This window comes from Paraburkholderia sp. (genome assembly GCF_035501035.1).
Taxonomy (GTDB): domain Bacteria; phylum Pseudomonadota; class Gammaproteobacteria; order Burkholderiales; family Burkholderiaceae; genus Paraburkholderia.
Window position 1 is genome coordinate 1 of sequence record NZ_DATJWR010000075.1, and the last position, 15,038, is coordinate 15,038.

The 15,038-nt window shown below is 69.0% G+C and carries 12 protein-coding genes and 2 riboswitches; of the genes, 8 read left to right on the plus strand and 4 right to left on the minus strand.

Going from position 1 to position 15,038, the window contains the following annotated elements:
* Window positions 1-111: riboswitch (cobalamin riboswitch) on the plus strand. This riboswitch is flagged as partial in the annotation.
* 97 nt (window positions 112-208) lie between these two features.
* The 5 genes from cobG to VMJ11_RS05260 all read left to right on the plus strand — a co-directional run bounded on the left by cobG (window position 209) and on the right by VMJ11_RS05260 (window position 5,779).
* Entirely contained in the window at window positions 209-1,618 is a 1,410-nt protein-coding gene (cobG, locus tag VMJ11_RS05240; RefSeq protein WP_325617637.1) for a precorrin-3B synthase, read from the plus strand.
* A complete protein-coding gene (locus VMJ11_RS05245; RefSeq protein ID WP_325617639.1) occupies window positions 1,611-2,237 on the plus strand; it encodes a precorrin-8X methylmutase in 627 nt (208 codons plus the stop codon). Before cobG ends, VMJ11_RS05245 begins: the two co-directional genes overlap by 8 nt.
* A complete protein-coding gene (locus VMJ11_RS05250; RefSeq protein WP_325617641.1) occupies window positions 2,238-2,969 on the plus strand; it encodes a precorrin-2 C(20)-methyltransferase in 732 nt (243 codons plus the stop codon).
* The gene (gene cobJ / locus VMJ11_RS05255) at window positions 2,966-4,675 is read left to right on the plus strand and encodes a precorrin-3B C(17)-methyltransferase (RefSeq protein WP_325617657.1); all 1,710 of its coding nucleotides are present in this window, start codon (window positions 2,966-2,968) and stop codon (window positions 4,673-4,675) included. The genes VMJ11_RS05250 and cobJ overlap by 4 nt, the downstream gene beginning before the upstream one ends.
* A gap of 168 nt (window positions 4,676-4,843) precedes the next feature.
* Window positions 4,844-5,779, plus strand: coding sequence for a flagellar brake protein (locus tag VMJ11_RS05260; protein ID WP_325617643.1), 936 nt, complete (start codon window positions 4,844-4,846; stop codon window positions 5,777-5,779).
* Window positions 5,780-5,795: 16 nt separating this feature from the next.
* Here VMJ11_RS05260 and VMJ11_RS05265 read toward each other — a convergent pair whose 3' ends face one another.
* The 4 genes from VMJ11_RS05265 to cobW form a co-directional block, all read right to left on the minus strand.
* A complete protein-coding gene (locus tag VMJ11_RS05265; RefSeq protein WP_414694306.1) occupies window positions 5,796-6,257 on the minus strand; it encodes a vWA domain-containing protein in 462 nt (153 codons plus the stop codon).
* Between the two features lie 203 nt (window positions 6,258-6,460).
* Window positions 6,461-7,486, minus strand: coding sequence for an ATP-binding protein (locus VMJ11_RS05270; protein ID WP_325617645.1), 1,026 nt, complete (start codon window positions 7,484-7,486; stop codon window positions 6,461-6,463).
* Complete coding sequence (gene cobN / locus VMJ11_RS05275; RefSeq protein WP_325617647.1) at window positions 7,483-11,277, minus strand: cobaltochelatase subunit CobN; 3,795 nt, start codon at window positions 11,275-11,277, stop codon at window positions 7,483-7,485. Before cobN ends, VMJ11_RS05270 begins: the two co-directional genes overlap by 4 nt.
* Window positions 11,278-11,366: 89 nt before the next feature.
* Complete coding sequence (cobW, locus tag VMJ11_RS05280; RefSeq protein ID WP_325617649.1) at window positions 11,367-12,458, minus strand: cobalamin biosynthesis protein CobW; 1,092 nt, start codon at window positions 12,456-12,458, stop codon at window positions 11,367-11,369.
* Between the two features lie 216 nt (window positions 12,459-12,674).
* Window positions 12,675-12,945, minus strand: a riboswitch (cobalamin riboswitch).
* A 124-nt stretch (window positions 12,946-13,069) separates the two neighbouring features.
* On the opposite strand from cobW, the gene VMJ11_RS05285 reads away from it, so the two are divergent.
* From VMJ11_RS05285 to VMJ11_RS05295, 3 genes are all read left to right on the plus strand, one after another.
* On the plus strand, window positions 13,070-13,570 hold the full coding sequence (locus VMJ11_RS05285; RefSeq protein ID WP_325617651.1) for a cobalamin biosynthesis protein: 501 nt from the start codon (window positions 13,070-13,072) through the stop codon (window positions 13,568-13,570).
* 81 nt (window positions 13,571-13,651) lie between these two features.
* A complete protein-coding gene (cobO, locus tag VMJ11_RS05290; protein WP_325617653.1) occupies window positions 13,652-14,254 on the plus strand; it encodes a cob(I)yrinic acid a,c-diamide adenosyltransferase in 603 nt (200 codons plus the stop codon).
* A 3-nt stretch (window positions 14,255-14,257) separates the two neighbouring features.
* Window positions 14,258-15,038: cobyrinate a,c-diamide synthase (locus VMJ11_RS05295; RefSeq protein WP_325617655.1), on the plus strand; the 781-nt coding region annotated here is incomplete at its 3' end.

Sequence of the window (15,038 nt, forward strand, 5' to 3'; positions counted from 1 at the left end):
CGCGACTGTGAGCAGCGAGACCGCATCCACCCGAGCCACTGGATTTACCGGGAAGGCCGATGCGGCCCACGACCTGCGAGCCAGGAGACCTGCCGGCCGAACTGTACGTGCGAACCCATATCGGGCGGGGTGTACCGATACTGCAGCCGTTTCCCGCATGCGTTGCGTGAAGCGTGCCGCCCTCGCGCGACACTGACCCGTATTCCCTTTGAAACACGAAACGAAGCCCGTCTCGCCCACTGCTGTGCTGGCCGCAGTCCGCCCATCCGCGTGCCCAGGGCTCGTGCGCGTGGTCGCGGCGCGCGATGGCGGCCTGTGCCGCATCCGCCTGCCCGGCGGCGTGCTCGACGCCGCGCGGGCGCGCGCGCTCGCCGATGCCGCGCTGGCCCACGCGAACGGCGTGCTCGAACTGACGAATCGCGCCAACGTGCAGATTCGCGGCGTACGGGCGGGCGAGGAAGCAGCGCTCGCCGCCGCGCTGATCGGCGCGGGCCTCGGCCCGGCAGGCATCGATGCCGCGAGCCCGGTCGAGCACGCCTGCGCCGCCGACGAATTGCGCAACGTGATGCTGAGCCCGCTGGCGGGCCTCGACCCGGCCGCCGCGGACGGCACGACGGCGCTCGCCGCGGCGCTCATCGACATGATGCAGCGCGAGCCGCGTTTCGCCGCGCTCTCGCCGAAGTTCGCGCTGCAACTGGACGGCGGCGAGCGCATTGCCATGCTCGAACATCCGCACGACATCTGGCTTGCCGCGCAGCCGCATGGCGAGACCGTGCGCTTTGCGCTGGGCCTCGCGGGCTGCCCCACGGCAAAGCCGATCGGCGCGCTCGCGGTAGAAGACGTGTGCGCTTCGATACGCGCGCTGCTGCACGCGTTCCTCGATCTCGCCGCTCCGGACGAAACGCGCATGCGCGATGTCCTTGCTGCGCATTCGCTCGACGCGCTGCTACACCGTGCCCAACAGCATGGCGAATTTGCGCTCACACGCGACGATGCCGCGCTGCGCGCATGGCGGCGCGGCGCGAGCGATCCCGATCTGCGCCTCGGCGCGCATGCGTTGCACGCCGACGGAAGCGGCTACGTCGGTGCCCAGCCCGCGCTGGGCCGCATCGACGCCCGGACGCTGCACGCGCTCGCCGCCGTCGCCGAAGCATCGGGCGACGCGACGCTGCGCGTGACGCCGTGGCAAGGCTTTCTGCTGCCCCATGTCGCAGCGCACGCCATGTCCGCCACGCTCGCGCGGCTACGCGCACTCGGCCTCATCTGCACGCGCACGGAGCCGCTTGCGCGCCTCATCGCCTGCACGGGTTCGACGGGCTGCGCGAAGAGCCACGCGAATACGAAGGCCGACGCGCTGCGCCTCGCGGCCCTGCTGCCGCGCGACGCCGAAGTCCACCTGAGCGGCTGCGAGCGCTCCTGTGCGGCTGCGCACCTTGCGCCGTACACGCTGCTCGCGCGCGGCCCGAACCACTACGACCTTTACCGGCGCGACGACACTGCAAGCGGCATCGGCCAGCACTTTGGCCAACGCTTTGGCCAACTCCTCGCGCCCAACCTGACGATCGAAGCCGCTGCGCAAGTGCTCGCGCAGCAGCCCCGGAGCACCCCCGATGTCTGATTACATTCGCGACGGTCAGGCGATCTACCGCGAGTCGTTCGCGACGATTCGCGCCGAAGCCGACCTCTCGCGCATTCCCGCCGACCTCGAAAAACTCGCCGTGCGCGTGATCCACGCCTGCGGCATGGTGGATGTGGCCGCCGACCTCGCGTTTTCCGAGGGCGCGGGCAAAGCCGGCCGCACGGCGCTCGCCAACGGCGCGCCGATTCTCTGCGACGCGAAAATGGTCGCCTATGGCATCACGCGCGCGCGCCTGCCCGCGAACAACGCCGTGATCTGCACGCTCGACGACCCCGCCGTGCCGGGCCTCGCGCGCGAGATCGGCAATACGCGTTCGGCGGCCGCGCTCGAACTGTGGCGCTCGCACCTCGCGGGCAGCGTCGTCGCCATCGGCAACGCGCCCACCGCGCTCTTTCACCTGCTCGACATGATCGCGGCCGGCGCCCCGCGCCCCGCGCTCATCCTGGGCTTTCCCGTGGGCTTTGTCGGCGCGGCCGAGTCGAAGGCTCAACTCGCGGCCGAGAGCCACGGCGTGCCTTTCGTCGTCGTTCATGGCCGGCGTGGCGGCAGCGCGATGGCCGCCGCCGCCGTCAATGCGCTTGCTTCGGAGACCGAATAAATGACCCGTAAAGGACGTCTGCACGGCATCGGCGTGGGCCCCGGCGACCCCGAGCTGCTCACGCTCAAGGCACTGCGGCTCATCAAGGCCGCGCCCGTGGTCGCCTACTTCGTCGCGAAGGGCAAGAAGGGCAACGCGTTCGGCATCATCGAGGCGCATCTCGAAGTGCAGCAGGAGCGCCTGCCGCTCGTGTACCCGGTGACGACCGAAGCGCTCGAACCGCCACTCTCGTATGAAGCGATCATCGCCGACTTCTACGACGGCGCGGCCGAAGTGCTTGCGCGCCATCTGGACGCCGGGCGCGACGTGGCCGTGATCTGCGAGGGCGACCCGTTCTTCTACGGCTCGTACATGTATCTGCACGACCGGCTCGCCGCGCGCTACGAGGCCGAAGTCGTGCCCGGCGTGTGCTCGATGCTGGGCGGCGCGGCGGTGCTGGGCGTGCCGCTCGTGTACCGCAATCAGAGCCTCGCGGTGCTTTCGGGTGTGCTGCCCGAAGCGGAATTGCGCCGCCGCCTCGCGGAGGCGGACGCCGCGGTGATCATGAAACTGGGCCGCAACTTCGACAAGGTGCGCCGCGTGGTGGGCGAGCTCGGGCTCGCGCATCGCGCGCGCTATGTCGAGCGCGCGACCATGGCGAACCAGCGCATCGTGCCGCTCGACGAAGTCGATCCGATGGCCTCGCCCTACTTTTCGCTGCTCGTCGTGCCGGGGGTGAAATGGCAGTCATGACGCCGCCCGCCATCGTGATACTCGGGCCCGGCGCGCTCGCCACGGCGCGGCGCGTGCAGGCGCTATACGCGGGCGCGCAGGTGCATGCGCTGCAGGGCCGCGTGCAAGGCGACATCGCATTCAGCGAACTCGGCGCGCATCTGCGCGAATGCTATACACGCGGCACGCCCATCGTCGCGTTGTGTGCGGCCGGCATCGTGATCCGCTGCCTCGCCCCGCTGCTCGCGAACAAGGGCGCGGAGCCGCCCGTGCTCGCCCTCGCCGAGGACGGCAGCGCCGTCGTGCCGCTGCTGGGCGGCCTGACCGGCGTCAACGTCATGGCGCGCGAAATCGGCGCGGTGCTCGCCGTCGCGCCCGCCATCACCACGAGCGGCGAACTGCGCTTCGGCACCTGCCTGCTGCATCCGCCCGAAGGCTATGCGCTCGCGAGTCTCGCGCAAGGCAAGCGCTTCGTTTCCGATCTGCTCGCGGGCGCGACCACGCGCATCGACGGCCATGCGCCGTGGCTCGACACCGTCGAGCTGCCGCGCGACGCAGCCGCGCAGCACGCGATACGCGTGAGCGCGCAAGCGTGGGACGGCAATCCCGACGACCTGGTCATCCATCCGCGCAGCGTCGTGGCGGCGGTGGGCGCGCCGCGCGAAGCGCTGGCCGAAAGCGTGCGATGCGCGCTCGAAGCGCACGGCCTCGCGCCGCTCGCGCTCGCTGCGCTCGTCGCCCCGGCCGCGTGCATGTGCGACGCCTCGCTCACCCAAGCGGCAACGGAACTCGGCGTGCCGCTGCGCTTCGTCGATACCGCGCAGCACACGCCCGACGCCACGCTTTGCACACTCGCGTTCGAAACGCCTGTCGAGCGCTACGCGCCCAACGAAGACGGCATCGCGCTCGCCAACGCCAGCGCGCCGCTCGACGCGCTCAAGCTGGGCCGCGCGCGCGGCAAACTCACGGTGCTGGGCCTCGGCCCCGGCCGTGCCGACCTGCTCACGCCCGCCGCGCGCGCAGCGCTCGACGACGCCACCGATATCGTTGGCTACGCAACCTATGTGGACATGGCAGGCCCGTTTCGCGCGGACCAGCAGCGCCACGCCACCGACAACCGCGAAGAGTTGCAGCGCGCCCGTCACGCATTCGAAATGGCGAGCGAGGGGCGGCGCGTCGCGGTCGTCTCGTCGGGCGACCCCGGCGTGTTCGCCATGGCGGCCGCCGTGCTCGAAGCGCTCGAAGGCTCGGAGGATGCACGCTGGCACGCCGTCGAACTCGCGATCGTGCCCGGCGTTTCCGCGGCGCTCGCCACGGCGGCGCAGGTGGGCGCACCGCTCGGCCACGACTTTTGCATGCTCTCGCTCTCCGACAACCTGAAGCCATGGGCCGTGATCGAAAAGCGTTTGCGGCATGCGGCGCAGGCCGATCTCGTGATGGCGTTCTACAACCCGATCTCGCGCGCGCGGCCCTGGCAACTCGACCGCGCGCTGGAGATCGTGCGCGGCGAGCGCGCGCCTGAAACGCGCGTCGTGCTGGGCCGCGACGTGGGCCGCCCCGCGCAGACGCTGCGCGCCACGACGCTCGGCGCACTGCGTTCGGCGGATGTCGACATGCGCACGATGGTGATCGTCGGCTCGTCGGCTACGCGCGGGTTTGCGCGCAGCGACGGGAGCGAGTGGATCTATACGCCGCGCTGGTATCGCGAGGAAGCAGGCTCGAGCTGATTGCGCGGCACCCGGATCCGCCTCGAAGCTGCTGCTCTCACGCCGCCTGCAAGGTGGGAAGCGAATCGCGCGGCCGGGAGGCGCGCCCCGCCCTAAACTTCCCCGACGTTGCGCCGTAAACACAGGGAAACCACGAAGTGAACCCGTCTACCGCCCGACAATGCGCCAATGACCACCCAGCCCGCCGAAGCCGACTCGCCCATAGCCGACGTCGCCCCGCTCACGCCCGACGCCGTTCCGGTCGGCAAGCCGCTCGCCTGGCCCCTCGTCGATCGCGACGGCACGCTGCTGCTCGATGCCGGTTCGGTACTCGTCGGGGAAAGTGAGCGCAACTTCCTGTTCCAGCATTTCGCGCCGCACCGCGGCGATGTGCAGAGGCCCGATGCCTCGCCCGAGGCCGCCGAATCGGCTGACACGCCCGACGCGGCCACCGCTGCGCGCGACATGCACCTGAACATCGGCGCGTTGATGGGGCTGCGCCGGCAGATGGGCGCGAGCGGCGCACCCATGCAGCCGTGCCGCCTGATCGGCTTCGCGCCAAACGAGATGTTCTTCGTTACCGCACCTTATATCGATGGCCGTCCGATCGGCGTTACGCCCGGCGAAAACGTCGAGATCGTTGCGATCGCGAGCCAGGCGGTCTATCGCTTCGTATGTACCGTGGATGCGATCAGCCAGTCACCGCTCGACTACCTCGTGCTCTCGAAGCCCGCCAACATCCGCCGCCTGCGCGAGCGCCGCTCGATTCGCGTGCGTGCGCAGTTCCCGGTGCGCTATGGCATCGGCGAGGAAGGCTCGGGTTATGACGGCGTGGCGCTCGCGCGCGGCATCAGTTCGCTCGGGCTCTCGGTCAGCGCGGCGTGGGCGGTGGGCAAGGTCGGGGAGCGGCTGCGTATCGCGTTCCGGTTGCGTTCGGGCGAAGCCGACACGCCGATCGAAACCTCAGCCATCATCCGCAACGTGCAGACCGAGCCCGGTGAGAACGCACACGCGACGCTCGGCCTGGAGCTGGATCGACTCACGCCCGCCGAGCAGATGGCGATGAAGGTCTACGTGTTCGATCGTCAGGACGACGTACTGTACTGGACCGGCAGCATGCGCTGAAGCGCACATGGGTCTTTCACGCGAGTAGCGCCTGCGCGTCGAGGCACTCGCCGGCCCAAGCCTGCGCGAGCGCTTCGCAGCGCCCCACACGCACGGCGCCCAGTTCGCAGTCGATCACGGTGACGTGATCCGCATGACGCGGCCGCGCGGGCCACTGCGTGGTGCGGCCGTCGCTGAACAGCCACAGATGCCGCGCTCGCGACGCATCGCGGCGCGCCGCCGTTTCGAGCAGTTGCGCCGCGCGGCCGATGCCCGCTTCGAGCGGCGTGCCGCCGCCCCCGGCGATGGGCTCGATCCAGCGCTCGTTCCACCAGCGCGGCACCGCGGGCCCGAAACGCAGCTCCGCGCGGGCCCCGCCGAAGGCAATCAGCGCCACTTCCACACGCTCGGCGCGAGCGCGATCGAATAGCGCGATCAGCAGGCCCTTGGCTAGCGCGAGCTGGCCGCGCGCGAGCATCGAGGCCGAGCAGTCCAGCACGAAGCAATGGAGCGCACCGGAACCCGTCTTGCGTTTCGCGAAGCGCAGATGCCGCGCGTGCAGCGGCGCGGCGCGCTTGGCCGCGAGCGTGGGCGGCCAGGCAATGCGTGTGCCGTGCGCTGCGATTTGCGCAGCGCCATGGCCGGGGCCTTCTCGCCGTCGAACGCCACCCTGTACGTAGGCGGCGGCCCTTGCCCGACGGGTCAGCGTTTTTTTGCGGGCAGCGGGATCACACCCTTCACCGCCTTCGCGGCGACAGGCTCGGGCGGCAGCTCGCCCCAATCGGCGTCCTGTCCGGCCATTGTTTCGGTATGCTGTTCATTTCGCCTGGGCGGTTCAATGGGAGAGGGTGCGCTCGCCTGCTCCGACACCGCGCGTCGCCGGTGCGCAAGCACGCTGTCCGCTACCTGGTCGACATGATCGGGGCTCACCGCATGCGCGCCTTCGAACGCGGCGAGCGCACGTGCCGCACGCAGCATCACGAGATCGGCGCGCAAGCCGTCCACAGCCGCCTCGATGCAGCGTTGCGCCGCGCGCTCGTGCACCGCATCGCTCCAGCCAAGCGCGCCCAAGCCAGCGCGCGCGGAGACGATACGCTGCGCGAGTGCGCGCTGCTGCACCTCGTGCGCCGCGCAAAATCCATGCGGATCGGCGTCGAACGCAAGACGCGCCTTGACGATGCGCTGCCGCTCAGCAGCGTCATACGGCGTGCCGAGTTCGACCACGAGGCCGAAGCGATCCAGCAGTTGCGGCCGCAACTCGCCTTCCTCGGGATTCATCGTGCCGACCAGCACGAAACGCGCGTCATGCGTATGCGAAACGCCATCGCGCTCCACGGTGTTCACGCCGCTCGCTGCCGCGTCTAGCAGAACGTCGACGAGCGCATCGGGCAACAGATTCACTTCGTCCACATAAAGCACGCCGCCGTGCGCGCGCGCAAGCAGCCCCGGTGCGAAGCGCACCGCGCTCTCGCGCAGCGCGGCTTCGAGATCGAGCGTGCCGATCAGCTTGTCCTCGCTCGCGCCGAGCGGCAGCGTGACGAACGCGCCCTCGGGCAGGAGCGCCGCGAGTGCGCGCGCAGCCGTCGACTTCGCGGTGCCGCGCGGCCCGCTCACGAGCACGCCGCCAATGGCGGGGTCGATGGCCGCGAGCAAGAGCGCGCGCTGCAGCGGCGCCTGCCCGACCAGCGCGGTAAAGGGAAACGCGGGACGCAAGGCCGTTGCGCTCATGGTCCTGATCCTTCCTGTTGCTGCCCGGTTTCGAGCAGACGTTGTTCGAGTTGCGCGCGATGCTCGCCCGGCTCCTGCCAGAGACCGCGCTGGATCGCTTCGAGCAGGCGCTCGCACACCGCGTGCAGCGCATGCGGATTGTGGCGTTGCATGAAGGCGCGGGTGTCGTCGTCGTGCACATACGCGTTCGCGACGAGCGCGTACTGATGATCGCCCACCACGCGCGCGGTCGCGTCATAGCCGAACAGATAATCGACGGTCGCCGCCATTTCCGCGGCGCCCTTGTAACCGTGGCGCTTCACGCCGTCGATCCACTTCGGGTTCACCACGCGCGAGCGGATCACCCGCGCGATCTCCTCGTGCAACGGACGAATTCGCGGCGCTACGGGGTTGCTGTGGTCCGCGTGATACAGCGCGGGCTGCGCCTGCGAGAAGTGCCGCGCCGCCGCGGCCATGCCGCCCTGGAACTGATAGTAGTCGTTCGAATCGAGCAGGTCGTGCTCGCGGTTGTCCTGATTCTGCAGCACCACGTCGAGCGTCGCGAGGCGCGCGCGGAACGCTTCGCCCGCTTCGTCGCCCGCGCTCTTTTGCGCGTAGGCATAGCCGCCCCACGCCTGGTACGCGTTCGCGAGATCGGCGTCGCTCTGCCACTGGCGATGGTCGATCATCGTTTGCAGGCCCGCGCCGTAAGCGCCCGGGCGTGCGCTGAACACGCGCCAGCCGGCACGGCGGCGCGCCTCGTCGGCGGCCATGCCGCTCGCGATCAGCGCGTCGCGCTCGCGCTGCACGCGTGCGCGCAGCGGGTTCTGGTGCTCCGGCTCGTCGAGTTCGGCCACGGCCTGCACGGCCGCATCGAACAGATGCATCACGTTCGCAAACGCGTCGCGGAAAAAGCCCGACACGCGCAGCGTCACGTCGATGCGCGGCCGGTCGAGCGCCTCGACCGGCATGATCTCGAAGTCGATCACGCGCTGGCTGCCCGCGGCCCATTTCGGCCGCGCGCCAATCAGCGCGAGCGCCTGCGCGATGTCGTCGCCGCCGGTACGCATGGTCGCCGTGCCCCACACCGAAAGCCCCACCGCGCGCGGATAGTCGCCGTGCTCCTGCAAATGCCGCTCGATGAGCTGCTGCGCCGATTTCATGCCGAGCGCCCACGCGGCCTGCGTGGGCACCGCGCGCGTATCGACGGAGTAGAAGTTGCGGCCCGTGGGCAGCACGTCGGGCCTGCCGCGCGAGGGCGAGCCGCTCGGGCCAGGCGGCACGAAGCGGCCTTCGAGCCCGCGGCGCAGCTGGCGCATTTCCTCGCGCCCGCATGCGTCGAGGCGCGGCAGCACGTCGTCGCGCAGGCGTTCGAGCACCTGGGACGCGAGCGGGAACGCCGCCAAAGCCTCGCTCTGCGGCGAGCCTTCGCAAATGCCTTCGATGAGCGCGGCCGCAAACGCTTCGAGGCGTTCGCGCGTATCGCCCGCGTGACGCCAGGGCGCCTCGCTCACGCCGGCGAGCTGCACGGGACGCGGGCCACCCCATGGCGCAGCCCAATCCACCGTAGCCGGATCGAGCAGATGATCGATGCGCAGATCGCGTGCAAGCGCGTCGATGAGGCCCGCGTTCGCGCCCTGGCCGTCCACGCACGCGTAACGCCCGAGCGCGAGCAGCGTGTCGCGGCGCTGCTCGCCTTGGGGCGATTGGCCGAAGGTATGCAGGCCGTCGCGGATCTGAGCTTCCTTCAATTCGCACAGGTATGCGTCGGCACGCGTGAGCAATTCGTCCTCGCCCGCCTGGTCCTGCGGCGCGCCGATACTCAACTCCTCGTGCAGGCGATGCTCGATGATGGTCGCGAGAATGGTCTTGCGCAGCAGCTTCGAGCGGCGCGGGTCGACCATCAATGCTTCGTAGTACTCGTCAACCTGACGTTCGAGGTCTTGCAGCGGGCCGTAGTTTTCGGCGCGCGTGAGCGGCGGCATCAGGTGATCGACGATCACGGCCTGGGCGCGGCGCTTGGCCTGGCTGCCCTCGCCCGGATCGTTGACGATGAACGGATACAGATGCGGCAGCGGCCCGAGTGCGATGTCGGGCCAGCAGGTGTCGGCGAGCGCCACGCTCTTGCCCGGCAGCCACTCTAGATTGCCGTGCTTGCCCACGTGCGCAATCGCGTCGATGCCGAACGTGTCGCGCAGCCAGAAGTAGAACGCGAGATATGCGTGAGGCGGCACGAGTTCGGCGTCGTGATAGTTCGCGTAGGTGTCGTCACCGCGCGAGCGCGAAGGCTGGATGCCCACGAACACCTGACCGCAGCGCCAGCCCGCGATCATGAAACGTCCGCGCCGCACCGTGGGGTCCTGCTCCGGTGCGCCCCAGCGCGCGATCAGCGCGTTCTGCGCTTCGGCGGGAAGCTGCGAGAAGCGTGTGCGGTAGTCATCGACGGAAAGGCTCTGCCACGCGGGGCGCAGCGCGCGCGTGTCGGGATCGTTGGTCACGCCCTGCGTGAGGATGCGCATGAGCGCTTCGCCGTCTTCGGGAAGCTCGGCCACGCGATAGCCTTCGTCACGCAACATGCGCAGGATGCCGACCACCGAAGCCGGCGTGTCGAGGCCCACGCCGTTGCCGATGCGCCCTTCGCTCATCGGATAGTTCGCGAGCACGAGCGCGAGCTTCTTTTCGTCGTTGCGCACGGTGCGCAGGCGGCACCAGCGGCGCGCAAGCTCCGCGACGAACGCCACGCGCCCGGAATCGGGCTGATAGCGCACGACATCCACCTGCGTGTGCTTGCAGTGATACGCGAGCCCCTTGAAGCTGATCGCGCGCGTGATGATGCGGCCGTCCACTTCGGGCAGCGCGATGTGCATGGCGATGTCACGCGAATTCAGGCCGTGATTGTCCTTGACCCAGTCTTCGCGATTGCCGCCGCTCAGGATCACCTGGAACACCGGCGCGTCGCCGGCTATTGCGAGCGGTTCGGGGTCGTCGAGCGACGAGGCCGCGAACGCTGTCGTGTTGAGCACGAGCGCAATGTCGTGCTCGGCCGTGAGCTTGTCGAGCACGTCGCGGCTCAGCGCGTCCTTCAGCGATGTGATCGCGAGCGGCAGCGGGTTCATGCCGCGTTCGGTCAGCGCTTCGATGAGCGCATCGAATGCGGCCGTGTTGGCGGCCTGCAAATGCGCCTTGTAGAACAGCAGCGCGACGACCGGCGCGCCGGGCCGCCAGCGCGCGCGCCATTCGTCGATGGTCGCGACGTCGCGCTGCGGGCAATAGAGCGCGGCGGCCGGCAGCGCGACAGGCGGCGCAGGCTCGCTGCCCCAGTCGAATGCGCGCCACGCGAGCGCACGCAGGAACGACTCGGCGTTGGCCGCGCCGCCTTCACGCAGATAGCGCCACAGCAGGTAGCAAAACGCGGGCTCGGCGCGGCTCTTCGCGGTGAGGTTGGGATCTTCCTGGAGGTCGCCGGAGAACATCGCGAGCAGTTGCCCGCGACGCTGCGCGAGCGACACGACCTGCTCGATGCCATACGGCCAGTACGCTTCGCCGCCCAGGTGATCGACCACCACGACGCGCGCGTGCTGCAGCACGTCTTCGACGTAGAAGTCGACCGATGCGGGCTGGCGCAAATACGTGACGTTCGCGAGCCGCACGCTCGGGAAGCCTTCGGGCAGGCGCGGCACGACGCTCGCGAGCAGTGCGAGCGTCGTGTCCGCCGAACTGAGCACGACGATTTCGGCAGGCTGCTGGTCGATGCGGATGACGCCCTGCGTGTCGTCGACGAAGCCGCCCGGCGTGGTGCGCAGCAAGTGCATGATGTGGCCTCGCCGCGTTCAGCGCGCGGGCGCGAAAAGTATGAACGGCATGAAGGGCACGGAGCGCACGAAGAACACGAAGAGCGCGCTCACTTCGCGCCTACGGTCTGCACGTTCGCCAGCGCCGCTTCGAACGCGGCTTGCAGCGCAGCGCCGTCGAGGTTTTCGCCAATCAGCACGAAGCGGCTCGCGAGCGGCTGCGCCGCGCTTTCCTGCGCGTTCCAGCGGCGGTCGAAATAGCTGTCGAAGCGTCGGCCCACGCCTTGCACGACGAGGCGCATCGGCGCGCCCGGCAGCGCGGCGAAGCCCTTCACGCGATAGATCGTATGCGCATCGACGATCTGCTGCAGCGCCTCGATCACGGACTCGCGCGAAGCGGCCGCACCCGAGACGACGACCGAATCGAACTCGTCGTGGTGGTGATCGGCGTCGTCGGCAGAACCGTGGTGATCGTGGCGCAGATGAATGCTCTCCTCCGAAGCCGATTCGAGCCCGAGTAGCGTAGGCAGGTCGAGCTTGCCGTGCTGCGCGCGCACGATCTTCACTTGCGGCGGCAGTTCCTCGCGCAGTTCGGCGATGAGCGCGGCCTGGCCCGCTTCGTCGAGCAAGTCGGTCTTGTTGAGGATGACGAGATCGGCGGCCGAAAGCTGGTCTTCGAACAGCTCGTGCAGCGGCGATTCGTGATCGAGATTCGGATCGGCGCGGCGCTGCGCGTCGACGGCCTGCGGATCTTCGGCGAACTGGCCGCTCGCGGCGGCGGGACCGTCCACCACGGTGACGACTGCATCGACGGTAAAGGCGTTGCGGATCGACGGCCAGTTGAACGCCTGCACGAGCGGCTTCGGCAGCGCGAGGCCCGAAGTCTCGATCAGCACGTGATCGATCGCGTCGCGGCGCTCGAGCAATTGCTCCATCACCGGAAAGAATTCTTCCTGCACGGTGCAGCACAAGCACCCGTTCGCGAGCTCGTAGAGCTGGCCCTGCGTTTCGTTGCCGTTCTCGTCGCAGCCAATGCCGCAGCCGCGCAGGATCTCGCCGTCGATGCCAAGCTCGCCGAACTCGTTGACGATGACCGCGACGCGCAGGCCGCCCGCGTGCTGGAGAATGTGACGCAGCAGCGTGGTTTTGCCGCTGCCGAGAAAGCCCGTCACGATCGTGACCGGAATCTTGCGCATTTGCATGAAGTGCTCCTTCGGCGCCATGCCGGGTGGAAAGACGCGGCGCGCCGTGCCGCACGTCGTTCGCGAGAGCGCGCTCTCCAGATTCGCGACGGCGCACAACGAACCGCAAAGCTCGCGCAACGAGACAAACCTGGGGACGAACGACCTGGAACGCACGGCGGGCCACGCCCGGCAGATGCATGAAAATCACGGATCCGTCACCGCTTCCCCGCAGCGCGAATCCCACGTATCTGGCCGGTATCCGGACTGACGAAACGCCGCTTCGCCTTCCCGCGCGAACAGGCCAGGACCTTGCGGGCCGGCTCGCACAGTGGCGTGTATTGCATGGAGCGTTGAAGCGGCTTGCGACATTCGTTCGAACGCCGCGCTCGTTGTACCGTTGCGGGTGCAGTTCAGGTTGGCCGTGCCCAAGGTGGGATGGCTCCCTGATTCCCGTTTAACTGCGCGCAGTGAATCGCGCGCGAGCACCAGAGTGCGTGCGAGTGTAGGCGTGGGCCGCCCGCGCGTCAAGGAAGCCCTGTGCCTGCCGGTTTACCCTCGGCGGCGCGGCTTCGCGTCCGAACGCGCAAAGGCGTGTGCTATCGTAGCGCGCATCCGGCACGCGCCGGATTTTGGCTGACTTCGTTCCGCTCGCTTCTTACGTCACGCCTTCAATCGACGCTCTCGCCGTGAATCGCGCTCCGCTTCCCGCCGTATCGACCGCTCCTTTCGAATCCACGCAAAGCGTATTGCCGCTCGTTCTCGGCATCGGCTGCAAGCGTGGCGTCGCGCTCGCGCAAATCGAGGCGGCGGTGAACACGGCGCTGGGCGGCTGGCCGCTCGCACGCGTGAGCGCCGTAGCGACGCTCGACGTCAAAGCCGACGAGCCCGCGTTACGCGCGTTTTGCGCGACGCATGCTCTGCCGCTGTACACGTACACGCGCGAGCAACTCGCCGCAATGCCAACGCTTGCGCCGCCCTCTGCCGCCGCGCAAGCGCGCTTCGGCGTGGACGGCGTATGCGAGCCTTGCGCGCGGCTTGCGGCCGGCGGCGGCCCGCTTATGCGCGGCAAGCGCGCGCTCGATGGCGTGACGGTGGCGATCGCTGGTCTGCTGTCGAGCGAAGCGTCGTAGGCGCCAGAATATACGGCCGCAAACCCAGGCGCGGCGCCGCAAACGCCGCCCCTATCGCATCACCAACACCGACTCTCGAAGATGAAAACCGATCCCGATTCGCACCAACGCATGACGCAACGCCGCCGCGAAGGCCACGAGAAAAAGCAGGCCGCCGCCACGCACGAAAAGGGCCTGCTGGTCGTGAACACCGGCAACGGCAAGGGCAAGAGCACGGCTGCGTTCGGCATGGCCGTGCGCGTGCTCGGCCACGGCATGAAGCTCGGCGTCGTGCAGTTCATCAAGGGTGCGCTGCACACGGCCGAGCGCGATTTCCTCGGCAGCGTCGCGCACTGCGATTTCGTGACGATGGGCGACGGCTACACATGGAACACGCAGAACCGCGACGCCGACATCGCCACCGCACGCAAGGGCTGGGACGAGGCGAAGCGCATGATCGAAAGCGGCGAGTACGCGATGGTGATCCTCGACGAACTCAACACGGTGCTCAAGTACGAATACCTGCCGATCGACGAGGTGCTCGGCGTGCTCGATGCGCGCGCGCCGCATCTGCACGTGGTCGTCACGGGCCGCCATGCGCCCGACGCCCTCATCGAGGCCGCCGACCTCGTCACCGAAATGCGCCTCGTGAAGCATCCGTACCGCGAGCAAGGCGTGAAGGCGCAAAAGGGCGTGGAGTTCTGACGCATGAGCGCAACGCTTGCCTGCCCCGCGCTCTTCATCAGCGCGCCCGCTTCGGGCCAGGGCAAAACCACGCTCACGGCGGGGCTGGCGCGGCTGCATCGGCGAGCGGGGCGGCGCGTTCGCGTCTTCAAGACCGGGCCCGACTTTCTCGACCCGATGATCCTCGCGCGCGCGAGCGGCGCACCGGTGCTCTCGCTCGATCTGTGGATGGTCGGTGAGGACGCGTGCCGCGCCATGCTTGCGCAGGCCGCGCGCGAAGCCGACCTGATCCTCATCGAAGGCGTGATGGGGCTCTTCGACGGCACGCCGAGCAGCGCCGATCTCGCGACCACCTTCGGCGTGCCGGTGGCCGCCGTGATCAGCGCGAAGTCGATGGCGCAGACCTTCGGCGCAATCGCATTCGGCCTTGCGAACTTTCGGCCCGAGGTGCCGTTTCACGGCGTGCTCGCGAACCGCGTGGGCTCGGCGCGTCATGCGCAAATGCTCGAGGAGGCGCTGCCCGCGAACCTGCACTGGCTAGGCCACGTGGCGAGCGATACGACCATGGAGCTGCCCGATCGCCATCTCGGCCTTCATCAGCCCGGCGAAATCGCCGACCTGGACGCGCGCATCGAACGCGCCGCCGAAGCGCTCGCGCAAACCACACTCGCCGGCTTGCCGCCAGCGGTCGATTTCGCCGAACCCGCGCGCCACGAAGCGACGTGCAAAGCGACGCCGCGTCTGCTCGAAGGCCGCCATGTCGCGATTGCTCGCGACGCCGCGTTCTCGTTCCTCTATCCCGCGA

What these genes read in the sequence shown, in the direction of transcription:
- VMJ11_RS05245 (WP_325617639.1), top strand. Translation starts at nt 1,611, where the DNA reads ATGTCTGATTACATTCGCGACGGTCAGGCGATCTACCGCGAGTCGTTC.
- VMJ11_RS05250 (WP_325617641.1), top strand. Translation starts at nt 2,238, where the DNA reads ATGACCCGTAAAGGACGTCTGCACGGCATCGGCGTGGGCCCCGGCGAC.
- cobJ (WP_325617657.1), top strand. Translation starts at nt 2,966, where the DNA reads ATGACGCCGCCCGCCATCGTGATACTCGGGCCCGGCGCGCTCGCCACG.
- VMJ11_RS05260 (WP_325617643.1), top strand. Translation starts at nt 4,844, where the DNA reads ATGACCACCCAGCCCGCCGAAGCCGACTCGCCCATAGCCGACGTCGCC.
- VMJ11_RS05270 (WP_325617645.1), bottom strand. Translation starts at nt 7,486, where the DNA reads ATGAGCGCAACGGCCTTGCGTCCCGCGTTTCCCTTTACCGCGCTGGTC.
- cobN (WP_325617647.1), bottom strand. Translation starts at nt 11,277, where the DNA reads ATGCACTTGCTGCGCACCACGCCGGGCGGCTTCGTCGACGACACGCAG.
- cobW (WP_325617649.1), bottom strand. Translation starts at nt 12,458, where the DNA reads ATGCAAATGCGCAAGATTCCGGTCACGATCGTGACGGGCTTTCTCGGC.
- cobO (WP_325617653.1), top strand. Translation starts at nt 13,652, where the DNA reads ATGAAAACCGATCCCGATTCGCACCAACGCATGACGCAACGCCGCCGC.